Origin of the sequence: Bacillus sp. GMs2/2, from assembly GCF_050172095.1 — a bacterium.
Classification (GTDB): Bacteria; Bacillota; Bacilli; order Bacillales; family Bacillaceae_G; genus Bacillus_A; species Bacillus_A cereus.
This window is the reverse complement of sequence record NZ_JBNLYE010000054.1, coordinates 1-21,560: the sequence shown is the minus strand read 5'-3', so window position 1 is coordinate 21,560 and position 21,560 is coordinate 1. Positions and strand designations below refer to the sequence as shown.

Here is a 21,560-nt window from a genome sequence, read left to right as displayed (position 1 = left end):
ACTTGTTAATTATTGCTAATAAATAATGCATATATCTAAAAACATCTTTTCTACAAAAATAAAAAAGTCAGCAAAGCTGACTTTTTACCCGACCATTTTCTCTCTTTTCATTTCCTCTACTACTCTCGTATACTTCTCATCATCAAATTCATTTTCACTTTTCGCAACAACTACAGTTGCAATACCGTTACCAATTAAATTAACGATAGCACGTGCTTCTGACATGAAACGATCTACACCAAGTAATAACGCTAAACCTTCTAATGGGATAACATTCATTGCAGATAGAGTAGATGCTAGTACAATGAATCCCCCGCCGGTTACTGCTGCTGCTCCTTTAAATGTAACTAACAAAATAGCTATTATAGTTAATTGTTGACCTAGTGAAAGATCGACGTGAAAAACTTGCGCTAAATATTTCCACAAACTAAATTTGTACAGTTTACAAATAAAATTTAAAACAATAAAAACAAATAATGCCATTGTCGCATATACACAAATCATTAATTTACCAAGTGGTATGAGCGTGCTTAAACCATACTTCCCAATTGTAAATGCCATCCCACCGAATGCTCCAACCGGTGCTAATTTCATTACAATTGATAAAATGTTAAAAAATACTTTCGATAATCTTTCAAAAAAATCAATAACCGGTTGTCCATTTTTCCCTAACATCGTTAATCCTGCGCCGAATAAAATGGAGAAGAATAACACTTGTAAAATATCACCTTTTGCAAATGCTTCAAACATGTTAGACGGCACAATATGTAAAAAGAAATCCATCCATTTCATTTCTTGCCCGCTTTGTACATATTGTGAAACATCTCCGCCTTTTAGTTTTGAGGGATCTAATCCATCTCCGGGACGCACAACATTTGCTACGATGATACCAATAATTAAAGCAGCTGTTGTAACAATTTCAAAATATAGTAGTGCCTTCCCACCAACACGGCCTACCTTTTTCATACTTCCCATACTTGCAATACCGAGTACAATTGTTAAAAAGATAATCGGTGCAATAACCATTTTAATCATATTGATGAATGTTTCACCAATTGGCTTCATTTGTTGTCCAACACTCGGCCAAATTGCCCCTACTGCAATACCACAAATAATGGCCACAATAACTTGGAATGTTAAATTCTTTGCAATTCTCATTTTTGCTACTCCCCTGTATTTTCATTTCTCCCAAACTATTTTAAGCAATAACATTTATTCTATATGGTAGCCCCCTTGCTACTTAACTTGAACCCTACTATTATGTTACACTATTAACTAAAATTTTAAAATAGTATATAACATTAAAAACTAAATGTCATACCATTAGACAAAAATAAAAAAGCAGACATTTCGTCTGCTTTAATTCTCCTCAATTTGCTTTTCACTTAATCCTAGATGTGTTCTAAGAGTATTACTCAAACTCTGTAGATCTTTTTTATTAGGATTATAATAATATACACGTTGCCCGTTTGGGCCATTAGGTAAGTATAAATCATCACCAGCTAATTGTATTTTTTCAACTGAACCGTTTAAACCGTATTTATAAAAAGATAAAATATCATCCATTACTAAATTTGTTTTAAAATCACCATCAACCGCCTCAACTATTTTTTCTAACTTCGTAATCGATCCTACACTTTTTAATTTACTTAAAATCGCTTCAATAACAAGTTGTTGGCGTTGTCCTCTCATTGCATCACTATCAATATGGCGCGTTCTTGCTAGTGCAAGTGCTTCTTCCCCATTTAATTTTTGTAATCCTTTTTTCAAATGAATCGCATCAGGTTCATCTTTACTATTTTGCTCCGTAAATTCAACTGGGACATCCACTTCAATACCATCTAACCCATCAACAATTTTAGTAAAGGAACCAAAATTAAATTTCACAAAATAATCAACAGGCACCTGTAACAATTTTTCTACCGCTTCCACAGAAGCTTGCGGTCCTCCATCTTTACCATTTTTAACGAAACCACTTCCATATGCATGGGTTATTTTATCTTTTTTCTTTTCAACTGGAACATATGTATATGTATCACGCGGTATGCTCGTTAATTTCACTGTTTTATCGTCTTTATTAAAAGTCGCTAACAATAATGCATCTGTATGAAATGCACCATTATATTCCTTTTGTCGTTCTTGATTTTCATCAATTCCCATAATTAAAAGTGAAACATGATTTGCAATTGGCTTTACAGATTTCTCACGTAAATTGGATTTTTCGCCTCGTGCTAAATTCAAATTAGATTTTTGTACGAGACTAGAAGTTTTCATATATACATAGGCTCCATAGCCAATTCCACCAAATAGTAATACCGCCAGTAGTAAACTTACTATCGTTTTCTTTTTATATTTTTGCTTATTTTTCTCTTCTCTTAAAGATGAATGATTCCCCATTTACTCTCCTCCTGTTTCTATTCACCCAATATGTTTTTCATTTTTTCATATTTAGCGCTATCCTTTTGAAACATACTTTCTTTCAATCCCTTATCTATTTGTATCCATTCAGTCGTAACTGAATATTGAATCAAGCCTTCTTGAAAACTAAGAAATTTCAACATAATCCCTGTATTTTTCTCCACAACCATTTCGAATTTCCCTCTTAAATCTTCAGAGGTGCTAACAGGCACCTCTATGTTGATAACTCCTTCAATTTTGTAACAATCTAATCCAAGATATTTCGTTTCTTTATAATTCCAATCTTTATATCGAATTAACAAATCTGCGAATTCTGATTGAATACTATATTTAGCTAGCCCTACATATTCATCATCATATCTCTTTTTCTCATCTGATTTTCTCACTAACCTTTCCGTAGGATTTAATTTTAATAGTTCATTGTTTCTTCCTTTCGGGTTCCATTTTGTCTCTTTATAGGTATACTTCTCATCATCAAACTCTTTTTTCTTGCCCTCGTTATATATAATTGTTCGTTTTTTCGCTAGTTTATCTTCTTTCGAAGAGATACCTCTTTGTTTCTCCGTATCAATCGCATACTTATATGTTGTAGCAATTCTTGATGAGCTAGAATATTCCTCAAATTGTCCTGAAATATTTTTAAAATAATCAATAGAATCTAGCATTTTTTGATGAATCTTTTCTTTATCTGGATAATGTACATTCGATTTTATTTCTTCTTCATTTTCATAATCAGAAAACGCTTTTTTCTTTACATATTCAAATACTCCACCATTTTGCGCAAAACTTTGTATAGAAAACTCAGACATAGATACCACTGAAAGTATACAAACCGCTGCACTAATTATCATCATATGAATTTTGTAACTCTTCTTTTTTACCTTAAGATTATGTAGCGTGCCATTAATTTTTTCATTTAACTCTGGAGGTACTATAACATTTTCATCTTTTATTCTCTTTTTTAATTTCTCATCAAATAATTTTTCATTATCCATCCTTTACACCCCCTATTCCATCTTTAATCGTTTTTGTAGTTGTTCCCTCGCGCGTGACAATCTTGATTTCACTGTTCCTTTCGGTATTTCTAACAGCTTTGCTATACTCTCTTGATTCATGTCTTCATAGTAATAAAGCACCGTAACAGCTCTTAATTCTTCATGTAACGATTGAATCGCATTACACAAATCTATATCTTCATACTGATCACACGCACTCATATTGTAATCATTCTCTTCTGTCACAATTACATTTTTATACGCTCTAATAATATTGTTACACTCATTTATTAGTATTCGAATTAACCAAGTTTGAAAAAATTCTTCCTTTTTTAATTTTTTTATATTTTCATAGGCTTTTAAAATTGTTGTCTGTATCGCATCCTCTATATTTGTCTCATCACGTAACATCGCCTTTGCTATTCGATACATCTTCACTTTTTCTGTATGTATAAGCGCTATAAAGGCTTCATGATCACCTTTTTTCGCTAAAGAAACATCCGTTTCTTCTTTTATAATCATTTTATATAAAGGGATTACTTTCACAATCGCTCCTCCTGTTTCATCCTCACTTCATCACTTCCAATTTAACTTTACATATATTAGACGTATGAACCTAGAAAAAGGTTCACTTTTTTGAATATTTTTTTAATTAAAAAGATAAATATCCTTTATAAGGATGCAATAAACATACTAGTTTAAATTTACAAATAAAAAAAAGCCCACTTTCTCAGTGGACTTTCTACTCTATAACGGTAAATCCCTCTTCCTAAATACTACAATCGCTACGATAAAAATACAAAGCGCTACAGCAGTTAAACTTATACTTACCGGCCATATATTATATGATCCTTCAGCAATTTCTTTCGGACGAAACAGCGTGAATAATGATAGGTTTTTCATCCATTCTAACTTATCACTTAACTTCCCTACCATATCCAATACGAAAAATAAGATAGTTAAACTCGCTGAATAACTTAGTGCTTTTCTTTCGTCATTACATATACAAGAAAAGAAAAATGAATAGGCACTAACGACTAAAAATATGAGCCCTCCGACTACATTTATCTTCAAAAATAATTCTTTATTTAAGTTATTATCCTCTAAAAACCATTCAGCACCTACTATACCCGCTACATACGTAACCGCTACAATAATCAGTAGTCCTAATATAAGAATAGCCGCTTGCGTAATTGCGATTCGTACTCTAGATACAGGCGTTGCTAGCAAGTATGCCATTGCTCCTTTATCTACATGACGAGCAATTAAATGTGTCGCAACTGTTACGCAAAAAATTGTTAAAATGATAATAAACAATAGACTATAGTATTCGCCCGCTAGAAAATCCATTACGTTTTGAATCGGACTTTCCATACCAACGATTTTTTTCACACTATCAGGCATGGCACCTATTAATTCATTTAGCCCTTTTGCTGATACCATTGACGGGAATATCCAAATTAATAACCACAGATATAAAGCTGCACCAGACGCATAACTCAAAATACTTTTTTGTGTTTCTTTCAAACTAGCTAAAAATAATTGCTTATTCATGCGTTATTCCTTCTTTCTTATCGTAATAATGCATAAATAAATGTTCTAAATCCATCGCTCTCGTTTGAAGTGCCGTTACATTGTAGTTTGAAAGTGTTTGTAAAACAGTTTGATAGTTTCCTTGTACAATGATAGATGCCTCTCTGCCTTTTACCGCTTCAAATTGCAAATTACACTTTGTAAGAGACTCAATCTCTTCTTGTGATGATACTGTTACATCTATCACCTGTCTTCTCATACTTTGTAAATCGTGAATATTTTCAACCGTTACGAGTCGACCATCTTTAATAATAGCTACTCTGTCACAAGTTCTCTCAATTTCAGTGAAAATATGCGAAGACATAAGAATTGTTTTTCCTCTTTGCTTTTCCTCTAATATTAAATCTATAAACACTTGCTGCATAAGTGGATCAAGTCCAGATGTTGGCTCATCTAAAATTAACACCTCTGGATCGTGCATAAATGCAGCGACTATCCCTACTTTTTGCTTCATTCCTTTAGACATTTTGCGAATCTGTGTTTTCACATCAAATTGCAGACGCTCTATTAGTTCATCTCGTCTTTTTGTATCCTTTAATCCACGCATTCCTTGCATTAATTTTAAAAACTCTAATCCGTTCATTCCTTCAATAAAAGAAATTTCACCCGGTAGATAACCAACTTCCCTTTGAATTTTCGCTGCTTCATTCCAACAATCTAATCCAAAAATTGTCGCTTTACCAGCTGTCGGTTTTATAAATCCCATTAAATTACGAATCGTCGTTGATTTTCCAGCACCATTTGGGCCTAAATAACCAAATACTTCTCCCTTTTTTACATCAAATGTAATATGAAACAAACCTTTTCCATTCGAAAACTGTTTTGTGACATCTTGAACTGAAATCATAATTCCACCTCATTTTTTGAAATATTTAATATGTGATATTTCAAAATTATTGTACTCCTCATCTTCCATATTCGCAACAACTTTTTGAAATATTTATTAGTTCATATTTCAAAATTATTGTTTTCCATTATTTTTTCTTGTATATTTTAAGTGAGGTGATTGCATTGAACGGCTTTGAAAGAGTAAAAGAAAAGAAAAAACGTGCCATTAAAGAAGCAGCATTCGTATTATTTTCAGAACGTGGATTTAATGAAGTGAAAATAGAACATATCGCAAAAGAAGCCAACGTTTCTCAAGTTACAATTTATAATCATTTCGGAAGTAAAGATGCGTTATTTAGGGAGCTTATACAAGAATTTATCATATCTGAATTTCAATATTATAAAGATCTTGCAGAAGAAAAATTACCTTTTCATGATATGATGCAAAAAATGATTGTAAGAAAAATGAATACTGGCGGGTTATTTCAACCTGATATGTTACTGCAAATGATGCAAAGGGACGAAGAACTCCGAAAGTTTATTTATAGTTATCAAAATGAAAAAATCTTGCCCTGGTATTTAGAAATATTAGAACGAGCTCAGCGCAAAAACGAAATTAATCCACACCTTACTAAAGAAATGATGTTACTTTACATTCAAATGTTTACTAAATTAGGTGATGATTTTGGGGCACAACTTCTTGAAGGAAATCGCGAAAAACATATACAAGATATAGTCACTATGTTCTTCTATGGTCTTTCTGTTCCACAAAAATAAAAAGACACGAATTTCGTGTCTTTTTATTTTATAGAAATGACTCTACCTTTTTCACTGCTTTCAATCGCTAATTGAATCAGTTTAATAACATCTAAACCTTCTTTTGCTGTTACAGGTAGTTTCTCACCATTTAATATACTATCTCGCACACCTTTATAATAATTGTCATAACAACCGACTTCTGTTGGAATACGCTCTAAGTTTTCTTCTGTTTCTAAAGTAGCAAAATTCTCTTCATCGTCTACTCCATAACCGTTATCACCTGGCTTCATTCCATTTTTTAATTGCTCTTCCTGCGAATCCATACCGTACTTCACGATAGAACCTTTCTCTCCATGCACTATAAAATGCGGTCCAGCTTTTTTCACATAACTGCTACTACGTAAAATGACACGTTTAACTCCGTAATGAAGTACTATGTGGAAATAATCATCCACCTCTGCACCTGGTCGTTGTTTTATTACATCTGCACTTATCGCATCTGGTTTCCCGAATATTGATAACGCTTGGTCAATTAAATGCGACCCTAAATCGTATAATATACCGGAGCCTGGTAGATTTTTTTCTCTCCATCGATCACGTACATGTGGACGGAAACGATCAAAATTCGATTCATATGCGTATACATTCCCTACTCTGTTTTCTCCTAACAATTTCTTAATTGTTAAGAAATCATTATCAAAACGACGATTATGATATACGCTTAACATTATATTATGCTGCTCTGCTAATGAAATAAGCTTTTCCCCTTCTTCAATTGAGACAACAAATGGTTTTTCTACAACAACATGCTTACCGTTTAAAATTGCTTCTTTTACATATGGAAAATGAGTTGTATTAGGTGATGTAATAACAACTAAGTCAACATCAGCTCGCTTCACCAATTCATCAATTGTACTAACAACATTAGCATTTGGTAATGTTTCTTTTACTACCTCTTCTTTTGAGGATAATACAGCACGAATATCATATTCTTCTATCGTTTGTAATAGTGGGATATGAAATGTCGTACTAGAAAAACCAAATCCTACAATCCCTACACCTATTTTTTTCATGTTGCCCCTCCATTTGTCCCGCTTTAACAGGCAGTAAGATTCCTAACCAAAAATTCAGCGAAAGCTAAGGAATTAGGTGAGAAATCAACTGCTTGTTAAAGCCCGATTGGTTCAACTAATAATCAGTGTGGATAAAGAAAATCCCCATTGATTAAAGTTTCACTTTATGAGAACGATTTCATTGAGTTATTATAACAAGATTATTATTATTTACATAATAAATTGCCTAGAAAAAAGCATCTTGCTATTATTCATAGCAAGATGCCCTCTTTATTCTGGTCTTTTCTTCGTCCACGTTTCTACTACTTCACCAGTATCATTAACATCTAGCACTAAGCTGCCATTACTATACCGGTCTTTATTTCGATACGCTTTCGGATCAATCTCTTCTACAATGTTTTTCTCTGTCTTCATGTAAACTAATTCATCGTCCCGAACAATTTCAATACCGACAATGCGGTACGGATTACGTTTTAATTCTTTGAAAATAACAAGACCTCGTTTCGCCCTCGTTGATTTTTCAATTTCTGATGCTTTTAGACGTTTTACAGCACCACGCTGTGTTACGAGAATAAGTTGATCTTTGTCACCATTTAACGGTTTACCAGAAGCGACATAGTCATCTTCTTTTAAATTAATTGCTTTCACGCCAGCAGCTCTTACACCGACTGGACTTACTTCATCTTCATGGAAAATAAGTGCATATGCACCGTGTGTAGCAAGAACGATATCACTCGTTCCATCTGTCGCAAATATATCGACAACTTCATCATCTTTTTTCAAGTTTACAGCAACGAATGCCCTTGAATAACGCTGAACTTTATATTGATTTAATTCTGTTTTCTTTATCATACCATTTCTTGTTACAAATACGATAAATCGTTTTTCTTCCTCAAAGTTCTGTACAACCGTTGCCCAAATGATTGTTTCATCCCGGTCGAGTGAAACGATATTAGCAACGTGCTGACCTAAATCTTTCCAACGAATATCTGGCATTTCGTATACTGGCAGATATATATAGTTTCCTTTATTCGTAAATAAGAGGACTGTCTCTGTCGTATTCGTATCGAATCGTTCAAGTAAGATGTCACCCTCTTTCATACCGAAGTCTTTGCCGTTTGAGGCATTGTGTGAGCGCCATCCAGTACGTTTCACATATCCTTCTTTCGTTACAGTAACGATGACATCTTCTTGTGGGATCATAACTTCTACATCGATTTTAATTTCCTCGATTTGATCTTCAATAATCGCGCGTCGATCATCACTATATGTTTTCTTAACTCTCTTTAAATCTGTTTTAATTACTTGAAGTAATCTTTTTTCACTTTGTAAAATTGCCTGTAGCTCAATAATTTTCTTATTAAGCTCATCTGCTTCTTCTTGTAACGCCGTAATGTCTGTATTCGTTAAGCGATATAATTGCAAGGAAACAATTGCTTCTGCCTGTGCTTCTGTAAAGCCAAATTTTGCACTTAAATTATCTTTCGCGTTACGTTTATCTTTTGAAGCTCGAATTGTTTCAATTACTTGGTCTAAAATCGATAATGCTTTCTTTAAACCTTCTACAATATGTTGACGATTTTCTGCTTTTCTTAATTCATATTGCGAACGTCTCGTAATAACCTCTTTTTGATGTCCAATATAAGCATCTAAAATTTTCGGTAATGTCATAAGTGTTGGACGACGATTATTGATCGCTACCATATTAAAGTTATATGGAATTTGCAAATCTGTATTTTTATATAAATAATTTAAAATACCTTCGGCGTTTGCTTCTTTCTTTAATTCAACAACAATCCGTAAACCAGTACGATCTGTCTCATCACGCACTTCAGCAATACCATCTAACTTTTTATCTAGACGTAATTCATCCATTTTCTTCACAAGATTTGCCTTATTCACTTCGTAAGGAATTTCAGTGATTACAATTTGTTGTTTCCCACCGCGCACTGTTTCAACTTCTGCTTTTCCGCGAATAATAATTTTACCTTTACCTGTTTCATACGCCTTTTTAATACCATCAATCCCCTGAATAATACCGCCTGTTGGGAAATCTGGTCCTTTCATAACTGTTAATAAATCATCAACAGTACTATTTGGCTTATCAATACGCATCATTGTAGCATCAATAACTTCTCCAAGATGATGCGGAGGAATTTCTGTTGCATAACCAGCGGAAATCCCTGTAGATCCGTTCACTAATAAATTCGGGAACGCTGCTGGTAATACAACCGGTTCTTCACTCGTATCATCAAAGTTTGACACGAATTCAACTGTTTCTTTATCAAGATCACGTAATAATTCAGATGCGATTGGTGATAAACGAGCTTCCGTATAACGCATCGCTGCCGCTGGGTCCCCATCAACACTACCGTTATTACCATGCATTTCAACTAAAACATTACGTACTTTCCAAGTTTGGCTTAAGCGTACCATTGCTTCATATACAGAGGAATCTCCATGTGGATGATAATTACCGATAACATTACCTACTGTTTTAGCTGATTTACGAAACGCTTTATCATGTACATTACCTTCTACATACATAGAATATAAAATACGTCTTTGTACTGGCTTTAAGCCATCACGTGCATCTGGAAGTGCACGATCTTGAATAATATATTTACTATAACGTGCAAAGCGATCACCTAACACGTCTTCAAGCGGGAGGTCATGAAACTTCTCTGCTTGCATGTTATTCCACCTCCGTCTCCATAATCATTTCATTTTCTAAAATATTTCCTTCTTCTTGCATACCAAACTGTACATTACGTTCAATCCATTTACGGCGCGGTTCTACTTTATCGCCCATTAATGTTGTAACGCGACGCTCTGCTCTTGCTGCATCATCAATTTTCACGCGAATTAATGTACGCGTTTCAGGATTCATTGTTGTTTCCCATAATTGATCCGCATTCATTTCACCAAGTCCTTTATAACGTTGTAACATATAGCCTTTTCCAACTTTTTTCGTTACACCGTCTAATTCCTCATCTGACCAAGCGTATTCAATTACCTCACTCTTACCTTTTCCTTTACTTACTTTGTATAAAGGAGGAAGTGCGATAAACACTTTACCAGCTTCGATAAGTGGCTTCATATATCTGTAGAAGAACGTTAATAACAATACTTGAATATGAGCCCCATCCGTATCGGCATCGGTCATAATTACAACTTTATCGTAGTTAATATCTTCAACATCAAATTCATTTCCTACACCGCCGCCAATCGCATAAATGATTGTATTAATCTCTTCATTTTTAAAGATATCAGCAAGCTTTGCTTTTTCTGTATTAATTACTTTACCACGTAACGGTAATACGGCCTGGAAACGTCGGTCTCGTCCTTGTTTCGCAGAACCACCGGCAGAGTCACCCTCTACTAGGTACAGTTCATTTTTTTGCGGGTTACGTGATTGTGCAGGTGTTAATTTCCCGCTTAACGTACCTTCTGATTTTTTCTTTTTCTTACCACTACGCGCTTCTTCTCTTGCTTTACGGGCTGCTTCACGGGCTTGTGCTGCTTTAATTGCTTTTCTCACAAGAAGTGTAGCTACATCAGGATTTTCTTCTAAAAAGTATGCTAAATGCTCAGATACAATGGCATCAATTGAAGAACGCGCTTCACTTGTACCTAGTTTCCCTTTCGTTTGCCCTTCAAACTGAAGCACTTCTTCTGGTACACGTACCGAAACGATAGCCGCTACACCTTCACGAATATCTGTGCCTTCTAAGTTTTTATCTTTTTCTTTTAATAGTGCTACTTTACGAGCATACTCGTTAAACACACGCGTCATCGCTGTTTTAAATCCAGCTTCGTGTGTTCCACCATCTTTTGTACGTACGTTATTTACAAACGATAAAATGTTTTCTGAGTAGCCATCGTTAAATTGAAATGCTAGTTCTGCTTCAATTCCATTTTGTTCACCAGTGAAATATACAACTGGATGAATGGAATCTTTTTCTTCGTTTAAATATGAAACGAAAGCTTCAATTCCCGTTTCATAATGAAATACATCCTCTAAATCATTTCGTTCATCTTTTATTGAGATTTTCATTCCTTTTAATAAGAATGCAGATTCACGTAATCTCTCACATAATGTTTCATAATTATAATTTGTTGTGCTGAAAATCGTTGTATCTGGTTTGAAATGCATCGTAGTACCAGACTCTTTCGTCTTCCCGATTTTCTCAAGCGTCGTTACAGGAACACCGCCATTTTCAAAGCGTTGTTCGTAAATATTTCCGTCACGCTTAATCGTTACGACTAACCATTCTGATAAGGCATTTACAACCGATGCCCCAACACCGTGCAAACCACCACTCGTTTTGTAACCACCTTGACCAAACTTACCACCGGCATGAAGTACAGTTAAAATAACTTCAGGTGTAGGTTTCCCAAGTTTATGCATTCCCGTAGGCATTCCTCGCCCTTTATCTATAACGCTAATACTATTATCTTTATGTATTACGACTGAAATTTCGTCGCCAAATCCCGCTAACGCTTCGTCAACGGAGTTATCTACTATTTCATATACTAAATGATGCAATCCACGGCTGTCCGTGCTCCCGATATACATACCCGGGCGTTTTCGAACGGCTTCAAGTCCTTCTAACACTTGAATCGCATCTTCATTATATTGGAACTGATGCTTCGCCAAACTCCTTGCCCCTTTCCTAATCCAAAATCAGAACATATGTTTCTATTATAGAATAACGCCTCGACTATAGTTTTGGCAAGTTATCTTATCTCTTTTATATACCATTTTCAATAGAAAAATCCTTGTTTTCTCACAAGGATTCCTCTAGGCTACTATTTCAGAAAAATAATCGTTTGTCAACGAGAAATGGATATGTATTCCAAGATTACACATTCCAAACCTTTATTATGATCCAAATGATCAAGATCCAAAATGGGATTACAAATAACAATCCCCAAAAACAGCCTTTAAAAAATCTCATGATGAACACCTCGTTCATCGGCCCTACTTATCTATAATGAGGGCTGAATCAATCTTTCTACCTTTAAATCTATACTATTTTGTCATCGCATGTTCTACTTTAATACAACGATCCATTATTACAGTATAGTCTTTTTCTTTTAAAAATTTATATGTATCCTCATCTTGTACTCCTAATTGTGCCCAAAAAACATCTGCATCAATCTCTACGAATTCTTTTGCAACATCCATTAAAAACTCTGAGCGACGAAATACATTTACTATGTCAACGTGTTCCTTAATATCCTTTAGTGAAGAAACTGCCTTTTCTCCAAGCACCTCATCTACTGTTGGATTAACTGGAATAATGCGGTATCCAGCATCTTGCATTGCTTTTGAAACCATATACGATGTACGTTCTGGCTTATCTGATAATCCAACAACCGCAATTGTTTTGCTTTTCTTTAACACTTCACCAATTTCCGTACGAGTTGGGTTTTCAATTGTCATAATTAATCCCTCCTATTCCTTTAGTATAGCCGATAAAGAAAGTCTCTTTCAATATGAAAGAGACTTTCTTTTATTTCAATTATTGATTCTTTGTAGCTGAATTATCTGCTAAAGTAGCCGATTTCGTCATTTTTTGACCGTTACGGTAGAATGTAACTTCTACTTTCTCGCCTACTTTTTTCTTTTCATATAAATATTTACGGAATTGAAGCGCATTCTCTACTTTTTGATTATCTAATGCTACTACGATATCATATTGCTCTAAACCAGCTTTTTCAGCCGGTGATATTGGGTAAATTTTACCTAATACAACACCATTAGTTACTTCTTTCGGTACTTTCAATTGATTGACTGCATAAGCTTGCACATCTTCTAATGAAACGACACCTACTCCAAGCGCTGGACGTTTCACTACTCCGTCTTTTTCAAGTGATTCAATAACTGGCTTTGCGATATTAATTGGAATAGCAAATCCAATTCCTTCAACTTCTTGTTGTGCAATTTTACTTGAGTTAATCCCAATTATTTCACCATTTTGGTTAAATAATGCACCACCACTGTTACCAGGGTTAATCGCTGCATCTGTTTGAATAACTTGTGCTTGCCAATCTGGTCGTTTATCGCCATCAATATCAACTGGAATTTCACGTTCTTTACTACTGATTATACCTTCCGTTACACTTCCATCAAAACCTAGTGGGTTACCGATTGCAATTGCTTTTTCACCCGCGCGGATTTTACTTGAGTCACCTAAAGTTGCAACTTTATTCACATTAGCCCCGTCAATTTCAACAACAGCTAAGTCTAACCAAGGATCTTTCCCTACTAACTTTGCATCTACCTTTTTACCATCACTTAGTTTTACAGCAAGTTTATTTGCACCATCTACTACGTGGTTGTTTGTTACGATATATGCTTTATTCCCTGCTTTTTTATAAATAACACCTGATCCTGAACCAGCTTGTTGTTCTTGACCTGTCGGTTGCATTGCAAATGGATCAACACTTTGTTGCATATTAATAACACCTACAACAACATCTTTCGCCCCTTCAATCATACCAGGTAAATCAGTTTCATTTTTCGCTTTATTTACAACAGGAACTACAGTACCTTCTACTTTTGAATCCGAACTAAATGATGATACTGGCGCTCCATTATTTTGAGCCCATGGCATATATGGTGCTGCAAAACTAATCGAAACCGCTCCGACTACAGCCCCCACTAAACCTGTGAAGAAATAGCCTTTTTTACTACCTGATTTTCTCACTTCTCTCGTTTCACTATGCTCTTCATTTAAATTTGGTCCGTCGTAATATCCCATGTTTTATTTCCCCTCTCTGGTGAATTCGTATTTTCAGTATAGTCACGTTTTGTGTCCTTCTTGTGAACTCATCGTGAAATCTAATTAAAAAAATACTCCTATCTAACATTGTAGACAAAAAAAGTATTTTTTGTACATTCTACCTTCAAAAGAGAGTATAAAATCGCCATTTCCCTAGGCTAAATTACACAAATCGTTCTAGATTATTCTTCAAATTTATAACCAACTCGAATAACAGTACCGATATGCTTCGCTTTATCTCCTAGCTTATTTCGAAGTTTTTTAATATGGGTATCAACCGTTCTGTCATCACCGTAATAGTCATATCCCCATAACTGATCTAATAAATGTTGACGTGATAACACGATTCCTTTGTTCTCCATTAAATACACAAGAAGTTCAAATTCTTTATGTGTCAATATAATTTCTTCTCCATCTACTAAAACAGTTCTAGATAGACGATTTACTTCTATTCCAGCTAAAGACATAGCATTTTCTTCCGCTACTCCTACCGCACCATCCGCACGTTTCAATAACGTCTTTGCGCGAGCTACTAATACTTTCGGGCTAAATGGTTTCGTTACATACTCGTCTGCACCTAATTCGAAACCTAGCAATGTATCATCCTCATCCGAACGTGCTGTCAACATAATAATTGGTACTGCTGATTCTTTTCTAATTCTTCTACAAACAGACCATCCATCTATTTCCGGTAACATAATATCTAACATAATTAAATCAATTTCATGCTCTGCAAATAACTCTAACGCTTTTTTTCCATCTTCTGCTTCGATTACTTCAAAGCCTTCATTACGAAAATAATCACTAACAATTTCACGTAATCTTCTTTCATCTTCAACAAGCAATACTGTTTTATTCATATAATCTATCCCGCCTTTTTACTCTTTCAATCGAATAATACGTTGATTGGAGCTTCCGCGAAATGGAAGTGCTAAATCTTTTTTCTCAATTTCAAACCTTCCATCGACTAAAACATCCCCATAATGTAACAACTCTATCATATCATTATTTTGAGAACTCTGTATCTCTTCTAACGTATAACCTGTATACATCCATAGGTTTTTTTTCAAATCTTTTACGATTTTTGCTACCTTTTTCACTTCAGCAGCTTGAAAAAATGGATCTCCACCTGAAAATGTTACATCAGTTAATGGATTACTTGCAATCTCTTTCACAATTTCTTCTACTGTCATTTCCGTTCCATTGCAAATATTCCACGATTTCGGATTATGGCAACCAACGCAACGATGCGGACAGCCCGCAAAAAACACGACTGTCCGCAATCCTTCTCCATCTACTACACTATCATGAATAATATTCATCACTTTCATTTATGTTTCACCCGATCTATCTCTTCACTACGTTTCGCACTATTCCACTTCGACATATCTCCTACAAGATAGCCTGTTATACGGCGAATTCTTTCTATATTAGCCTCATCTTTATTCCCGCAACTTGGACATTCATTCCCAATAACCCCGTGATAACTACAGCACTTACAACGGTCAACAGGATGATTAATTGAACCGTATCCAACGCCATGTTCTGCCATGGCTTGTACAATTTGTTTTAATGCCTTTTTGTTATGCATTGCTGCTCCATCTAGTTCAATATAAGTAATGTGTCCTCCATTACAGAGAGCATGGAACGGGCCTTCTAAACGGATTTTATTTATCGCTTGAATGTTATAATAAACTGGAATATGGAATGAATTCGTATAGTAATTATGGTTCGTTATACCGTTAATTTCACCAAATTCTTCTCTATCTTTTTTCACAAACTTCCCTGATAATCCTTCTGCTGGAGTTGCAATTACTGAGAAATTCAGTTGATGTTCTTCTGTCGCTTTATCCATTCTATCTCTCATAAAGGAAATAATTTCATACCCAAGTTTCCATGATTCTCCATCTTCCCCATGATGCTTTCCTGTTAAAGCTACTAAACATTCCGCAAGACCGATAAAACCAATACTTAACGTCCCTTGTTTTAAAATCGAGGCTACGGAGTCTTCAGGCTGCAACGTTTCTCCACCACGCCATACACCTTGTGAATATAAAAACTGAAAATCTCTTGCTCGCTTCGTACATTGATACGCATATCTTTCTAATAGCTGCTTAATTCCTAAATCTAAATAATAGTTTAGCGCTTCAAAAAACGCTTCTTTTGAACCACTAATTAACGCTAATTTCACTAAATTAATAGACGTAAATGATAAATTCCCTCTACCAATCGCTGTTTCTTCTCCATGTATATTAGACATAACACGGGTACGACATCCCATGTAACATACTTCACTTTCTGGTCTTCCATCATAATGTACTGCATTAAACGGAGCATCTAAAAATGAAAAGTTAGGGAACAATCGTTCAGCCGTTGTCTCTAATGCTAATTCAAATAAATCGTAGTTCGGATCACTTTCTTCAAAATTCACACCTTTTTTCATCTTGAAAATTTGAATCGGAAAAATCGGTGTCTCTCCTTTACCAAGTCCAGTTTGTGTCGCTTTTAAAAGTTGTTTAATTAACATTCTTCCTTCTTTTGATGTATCTGTTCCGTAATTAATAGAAATAAACGGTACTTGTCCTCCGCCCCTACTATGCATACTATTTGAATTATGAATGAAAGCCTCACACGCTTGATACGTATCATTTTCCGTTTCTTTCCATGCGAATTCTTCTATTTGTTCTTTCGTAAGCGGATATGATTGTAATCGTTTTTTATGTCTCTCAATTGTTTTTCGTACATAAGGTGCTAAATCAATATCAAAGAGTGCAAACGATTGACCACCATGCTGCATATTTTGATTCGCTTGAAAAATAATAGACGAAAGAGCCAATGCACTTTTAATGTCTTGCGGTTGTCTCATATGTCCATGTCCAGTATGAAAACCGTTAGCAAGCATTTGCGCTAACGGAATTTGTGAACAAGTCGTCGTTCCTGTCGCATAAAAATCTAAATCATGTGGATATAATATATTTTCATTTATCGCTTTTTTCACTTGATCTGACAATAAATTCTCAACAGCATAATATTTTGCACTCTCAGATGCAAATGTTCCCATTACGCCCATTGGAGAGCGGCCGTCTACATTTGCATTTTCTTGCATTAAATCTTGTTCATTGCCGTGGACTATTGTCTCGAACACTTTCATTAATTCTTCTTCTCCACGTGTATTATTTTGTAACATTTATAACCCTCCACCAATATGTTGTTATCTTTTGATTAAAATGTTACTACATATAGTCTTACTGTTTCTGTGAGAAATGTAACATTACTGTGAAATTTTTTTCACGAAATAATGAATTTTTCATTTACAAAAAAGAAATGTGCTCTTTACAAATGTATGGTACAATATACGGGAAAAACTCTTTTTACCCTTTATCAACACATTTGAATAAAGGAGACTGAACTTATGGTTACTACATATCTTTTATTTATCGTTGCCTACTTACTTGGCTCGATTCCATTTGCACTAGTTGTTGGAAAAATCGGCTACGGAATCGATATTCGTGAGCACGGGAGCGGTAATCTAGGCGGAACAAACACATTCCGCACATTAGGGAAAAAAGCAGGTTTTACCGTTACAATTGCTGACATTTTAAAAGGGACATTAGCAACAAGTCTACCAATGATTTTCGGATTAGATATTCATCCACTATGGTTCGGGTTAGCGGCTGTTCTTGGACATGTCTATCCAATCTTCGCGAAATTCCGCGGTGGTAAAGCAGTTGCAACTTCTGCTGGGGTGCTATTATGCTATTCACCAGTTGTTTTTGCAATATTGGCTGTTGTATTTTTCACCCTTTTATTTACAACAAGATACGTATCACTTTCTTCTATGGTAACAGCAGTTGTTGCTGTTATTGCATCCATTGTTAGCGGGGATAAAATCTTCATTATTGCGATGTGTTTATTAGCAGGTATGGTTATTTATAAACACCGTGCAAATATCGGACGAATTATAAATAAAACTGAACCAAAAGCAAACTTTTCAAAAAAGCAAAAATAAGATCGTAACCCACATAACGCAAAAAGAAAACGTGAAGCATATTAATAGCGTCTTTTTGCGTTATTTTTTATACTAAAGAAAAAGCAACATAATTTGGAGGAACTATACATGAATCTTTCCGTAACAAAAGAAGCAGCACAATGGTATAAAAATGAATTAAACTTACAATCAAATGAAACACTACGCTTTTTCGTACAATACGGTGGTTGCAGTACTGTGCAAAAAGGACTTTCTTTAGGGATTCGTAAAGATGATCCTGCACATCCTGCTGTTCAAATTCAAGAAGAAGGTATTAACTTCTTTATTGAAGGCGATGATGAATGGTTCTTCGATGGACATAATTTATCTGTTACACTTAACGAAGGTGACGACTTCCCACAATTTAATTATGAAAAATAAAAAAACGTGGCTTCTGCCACGCTTTTTTATTTTTTCTTAATTTCCTCATATTTCGCATACCACTCAGGATATAACTTTTTAAATGATACAGGGCGGAACCCTTCTTTTTTCGCACAAATATTCGTCGTACTTGCAGTAATACAAAGTTCACCATCACCATTATATATTTCATATCCATATACAACGCGAAGTGGGCTGACAGTATCTACCCATGTTTTTACGATTGCTTTTTCTCCGTAACGCATCGCTTTACGGTATGAAATTTGTAAATCTAACACAGGAGAAATAATTCCTTCTTTCTCCATTTCAACATATGAAAAACCTAAATCTTGTATAAGTTTCGTGCGACCTAACTCAAGCCACACTAAGTAGTTTGAATGGTAAACAACACCCATTTGATCTGTTTCCGCATAACGGATTTCAACTTCATGTTCTGCTACAAACATATGTATATTCGCCTTCTTTCACTTCTGCTACCTTGCATACATTTAATCATAATACAGTGACATCAAAAATAAAATAAAAATAGTGAATCTTTTCCCGAAAGGAGCAAGCATATGATTCAAATTGTAACGGTTCGTAGCGGTGATAGCGTATATAGCTTGGCATCAAAATATGGATCAACACCTGACGAAATAGTAAAAGACAATGGACTAAATCCCGCTGAAACGCTCGTTGTTGGTCAGGCACTTATCGTTAATACGAAAGGAAATAATTATTATGTACAGCCTGGTGACAGCCTCTATCGGATTTCTCAAACATATAATGTCCCCCTCGCTAGTTTAGCTAAAGTTAATAATTTATCTTTAAAATCTATTCTCCATGTCGGACAACAATTATATGTACCAAAAGGCACAAAACGAGCTGTAGAATCCATCGCTTATTTACAACCTTCCACTATACCGATTAAAGAGAGTTTAGTTAATGCTACACGTGCCATCAATCCATTTTTAACATATTTAGCTTATTTTAGTTTTGAGGCAAAAAGAGATGGCACATTAAAAGAACCTACTGAAACAGCTAAAATTGCTAATATTGCAACGCAAGGGCAAACAATCCCTATGCTCGTTATTACAAATATTGAAAATGGTAATTTCAGTGCCGATCTAACATCGGTTATTTTACGCGACGCAACGATTCAAAACAAATTTATTACTAACATTTTGCAAACAGCTGAAAAATATGGCATGCGAGACATTCATTTCGATTTCGAGAGTATAGCACCCGAAGACCGCGAGGCGTATAATCGCTTTTTACGAAATGTAAAAACACGCTTACCTAGCGGGTACACATTAAGCACAACTCTCGTACCGAAGACAAGTTCAAATCAAAAGGGAAAGTTTTTCGAAGCCCATGATTATAAAGCGCAAGGGCAAATTGTTGATTTCGTCGTCATTATGACATATGACTGGGGTTGGCAGGGCGGGCCACCAATGGCAATCTCTCCTATCGGTCCTGTAAAAGAAGTACTTCAATACGCAAAATCTCAAATGCCTCCCCAAAAAATTATGATGGGGCAAAACTTATACGGATTCGATTGGAAACTTCCGTTCAAACAAGGGAATCCACCAGCAAAAGCAGTTAGCTCTGTCGCAGCTGTTGCACTTGCTCGTAAATATAATGTTCCTATCCGCTATGATTTCACAGCTCAAGCTCCACATTTTAATTACTTTGACGAAAATGGCGTACAACATGAAGTTTGGTTTGAAGATGCGAGGTCTATTCAAAGTAAATTCAATTTAATGAAAGAGCAGGGCATTGGCGGTATTAGTTATTGGAAGATTGGCTTGCCATTTCCACAAAATTGGCGTTTACTTGTTGAAAACTTTACGATTACGAAAAAGGGCTGACAAAAGTCAGCCCTTTTTGTACATTTTGTTAAGATTCATCTTTGATTTCACTTTTTAATGAGTCAATACTTTCTAAACGTCTTTGATTTTTTGCTTCAATAGCAGCACGATCTTTTTCATTAGAAAGTTCCGCTGTTTCTTTTGCTTCATTAAAGTTATCAACTGTATTTTGCACCATTTCTTGTAACTTTTCAGCGTTGTCACTTCGATTATCTGGATTTGGCATGTACTTCCCTCCTAATATTGTATATACACACCATCTTAAATTACCTATCTTTCCTCAAATTTATACATAAAAAAGGAGAATGTAATATTCTCCTTTTCTTTAACCATTATCAACAATCGGTTGTTTACCTGTTTGATCTTGCATTTGCTTTCCTTTATTTCCACCAGCTTTTTTTGATTGTGTTCCAATATGATTCGGTGCAAAGTCTTTTGAATTTTTTTTCGGATTACCCATTACTATCGCCTCCTTAACACTAGTATCGTACTAGTGTTAAGAATTATTCAGCTTGCTTAAAAAGTTTCATTTCATAACGTTTTTCAATGCGCTCTTCAATGCGATCAATTGCCTCACGATCGCTTAATAATTGTTGTTTATTTTCATTTACAAGTTCTTCAAACGATTTACGGCGACTTCTTCTCATGTTGTTCACCCTCTCTCCTTCGCTTTCTTATTACATAGTATGAGCAAACAAAAAACTCTTTAATCAGATTTGCAAGAAAATTTTATGTTTTAGTACTCCTAAAAAAACTCCGTGTACAATATATTGCACACGGAGTTTTTTATACCATAATATTTAAATACTCTTTCAACTTTTCATCTGCATTCATTTCATTTTCTT

Annotated in this window: 22 protein-coding genes; 4 read left to right on the top strand and 18 right to left on the bottom strand. The window is 35.0% G+C overall.

The window, feature by feature from the left end:
* Positions 1-84 precede the first annotated feature (84 nt).
* The 6 genes from ACQGS6_RS10245 to ACQGS6_RS10220 form a co-directional block, all read right to left on the bottom strand.
* Positions 85-1,158 (bottom strand): cation:dicarboxylate symporter family transporter, encoded by a 1,074-nt coding sequence (locus ACQGS6_RS10245; RefSeq protein ID WP_426965098.1) that lies wholly within the window; start codon positions 1,156-1,158, stop codon positions 85-87.
* Positions 1,159-1,359: 201 nt separating this feature from the next.
* Positions 1,360-2,397, bottom strand: a complete 1,038-nt coding sequence (locus ACQGS6_RS10240; RefSeq protein ID WP_000526734.1) for an LCP family protein — start codon at positions 2,395-2,397, stop codon at positions 1,360-1,362.
* A 17-nt stretch (positions 2,398-2,414) separates the two neighbouring features.
* The gene (locus ACQGS6_RS10235; RefSeq protein WP_000368244.1) at positions 2,415-3,413 is read right to left on the bottom strand and encodes a hypothetical protein; all 999 of its coding nucleotides are present in this window, start codon (positions 3,411-3,413) and stop codon (positions 2,415-2,417) included.
* A 12-nt stretch (positions 3,414-3,425) separates the two neighbouring features.
* Positions 3,426-3,959 carry an RNA polymerase sigma factor gene (locus tag ACQGS6_RS10230; protein WP_000864723.1) on the bottom strand — a complete coding sequence of 178 codons (534 nt, stop codon included), beginning with the start codon at positions 3,957-3,959 and terminating at the stop codon, positions 3,426-3,428.
* A 201-nt stretch (positions 3,960-4,160) separates the two neighbouring features.
* Positions 4,161-4,967, bottom strand: coding sequence for an ABC transporter permease subunit (locus ACQGS6_RS10225; RefSeq protein ID WP_001041436.1), 807 nt, complete (start codon positions 4,965-4,967; stop codon positions 4,161-4,163).
* The gene (locus ACQGS6_RS10220; RefSeq protein ID WP_000626582.1) at positions 4,960-5,853 is read right to left on the bottom strand and encodes an ABC transporter ATP-binding protein; all 894 of its coding nucleotides are present in this window, start codon (positions 5,851-5,853) and stop codon (positions 4,960-4,962) included. Before ACQGS6_RS10220 ends, ACQGS6_RS10225 begins: the two co-directional genes overlap by 8 nt.
* Positions 5,854-6,008: 155 nt before the next feature.
* On the opposite strand from ACQGS6_RS10220, the gene ACQGS6_RS10215 reads away from it, so the two are divergent.
* Positions 6,009-6,611: a TetR/AcrR family transcriptional regulator gene (locus ACQGS6_RS10215; RefSeq protein ID WP_118043338.1), complete on the top strand. Its 603-nt coding sequence runs from the start codon at positions 6,009-6,011 to the stop codon at positions 6,609-6,611.
* Positions 6,612-6,634: 23 nt separating this feature from the next.
* Here ACQGS6_RS10215 and ACQGS6_RS10210 read toward each other — a convergent pair whose 3' ends face one another.
* The 8 genes from ACQGS6_RS10210 to ACQGS6_RS10175 form a co-directional block, all read right to left on the bottom strand.
* The gene (locus ACQGS6_RS10210; RefSeq protein WP_000719770.1) at positions 6,635-7,666 is read right to left on the bottom strand and encodes an oxidoreductase; all 1,032 of its coding nucleotides are present in this window, start codon (positions 7,664-7,666) and stop codon (positions 6,635-6,637) included.
* 270 nt (positions 7,667-7,936) lie between these two features.
* Positions 7,937-10,360: a DNA topoisomerase IV subunit A gene (gene parC / locus ACQGS6_RS10205; RefSeq protein ID WP_001147465.1), complete on the bottom strand. Its 2,424-nt coding sequence runs from the start codon at positions 10,358-10,360 to the stop codon at positions 7,937-7,939.
* 1 nt (position 10,361) lies between these two features.
* Positions 10,362-12,326, bottom strand: coding sequence for a DNA topoisomerase IV subunit B (gene parE / locus ACQGS6_RS10200; RefSeq protein ID WP_001062202.1), 1,965 nt, complete (start codon positions 12,324-12,326; stop codon positions 10,362-10,364).
* Between the two features lie 375 nt (positions 12,327-12,701).
* Positions 12,702-13,115 carry a CoA-binding protein gene (locus ACQGS6_RS10195; RefSeq protein ID WP_000151387.1) on the bottom strand — a complete coding sequence of 138 codons (414 nt, stop codon included), beginning with the start codon at positions 13,113-13,115 and terminating at the stop codon, positions 12,702-12,704.
* Between the two features lie 79 nt (positions 13,116-13,194).
* Complete coding sequence (locus tag ACQGS6_RS10190; RefSeq protein ID WP_000542641.1) at positions 13,195-14,436, bottom strand: S1C family serine protease; 1,242 nt, start codon at positions 14,434-14,436, stop codon at positions 13,195-13,197.
* A gap of 203 nt (positions 14,437-14,639) precedes the next feature.
* Positions 14,640-15,317, bottom strand: a complete 678-nt coding sequence (locus ACQGS6_RS10185) for a response regulator transcription factor (RefSeq protein WP_001044679.1) — start codon at positions 15,315-15,317, stop codon at positions 14,640-14,642.
* Between the two features lie 18 nt (positions 15,318-15,335).
* Positions 15,336-15,788 carry an anaerobic ribonucleoside-triphosphate reductase activating protein gene (nrdG, locus tag ACQGS6_RS10180; protein WP_000867077.1) on the bottom strand — a complete coding sequence of 151 codons (453 nt, stop codon included), beginning with the start codon at positions 15,786-15,788 and terminating at the stop codon, positions 15,336-15,338.
* Entirely contained in the window at positions 15,785-17,644 is a 1,860-nt protein-coding gene (locus ACQGS6_RS10175; RefSeq protein WP_426965097.1) for an anaerobic ribonucleoside triphosphate reductase, read from the bottom strand. The genes nrdG and ACQGS6_RS10175 overlap by 4 nt, the downstream gene beginning before the upstream one ends.
* A gap of 225 nt (positions 17,645-17,869) precedes the next feature.
* On the opposite strand from ACQGS6_RS10175, the gene plsY reads away from it, so the two are divergent.
* Positions 17,870-18,466, top strand: a complete 597-nt coding sequence (gene plsY, locus ACQGS6_RS10170; RefSeq protein ID WP_000258974.1) for a glycerol-3-phosphate 1-O-acyltransferase PlsY — start codon at positions 17,870-17,872, stop codon at positions 18,464-18,466.
* Between the two features lie 108 nt (positions 18,467-18,574).
* A complete protein-coding gene (locus tag ACQGS6_RS10165) occupies positions 18,575-18,865 on the top strand; it encodes a HesB/YadR/YfhF family protein (RefSeq protein WP_001054453.1) in 291 nt (96 codons plus the stop codon).
* A gap of 26 nt (positions 18,866-18,891) precedes the next feature.
* Here ACQGS6_RS10165 and ACQGS6_RS10160 read toward each other — a convergent pair whose 3' ends face one another.
* Positions 18,892-19,311, bottom strand: a complete 420-nt coding sequence (locus ACQGS6_RS10160) for an acyl-CoA thioesterase (RefSeq protein ID WP_000495812.1) — start codon at positions 19,309-19,311, stop codon at positions 18,892-18,894.
* Between the two features lie 111 nt (positions 19,312-19,422).
* Here ACQGS6_RS10160 and ACQGS6_RS10155 point away from each other — a divergent pair, with 111 nt between their 5' ends.
* Positions 19,423-20,715, top strand: a complete 1,293-nt coding sequence (locus ACQGS6_RS10155; RefSeq protein ID WP_000614861.1) for a glycosyl hydrolase family 18 protein — start codon at positions 19,423-19,425, stop codon at positions 20,713-20,715.
* Positions 20,716-20,743: 28 nt separating this feature from the next.
* Here ACQGS6_RS10155 and tlp read toward each other — a convergent pair whose 3' ends face one another.
* The 3 genes from tlp to ACQGS6_RS10140 form a co-directional block, all read right to left on the bottom strand.
* A complete protein-coding gene (gene tlp / locus ACQGS6_RS10150) occupies positions 20,744-20,941 on the bottom strand; it encodes a small acid-soluble spore protein Tlp (RefSeq protein ID WP_001133511.1) in 198 nt (65 codons plus the stop codon).
* Between the two features lie 99 nt (positions 20,942-21,040).
* Positions 21,041-21,175 (bottom strand): acid-soluble spore protein SspN, encoded by a 135-nt coding sequence (sspN, locus tag ACQGS6_RS10145; protein WP_000527987.1) that lies wholly within the window; start codon positions 21,173-21,175, stop codon positions 21,041-21,043.
* 43 nt (positions 21,176-21,218) lie between these two features.
* On the bottom strand, positions 21,219-21,362 hold the full coding sequence (locus ACQGS6_RS10140) for an FbpB family small basic protein (RefSeq protein ID WP_001254703.1): 144 nt from the start codon (positions 21,360-21,362) through the stop codon (positions 21,219-21,221).
* Positions 21,363-21,560 lie beyond the last annotated feature (198 nt).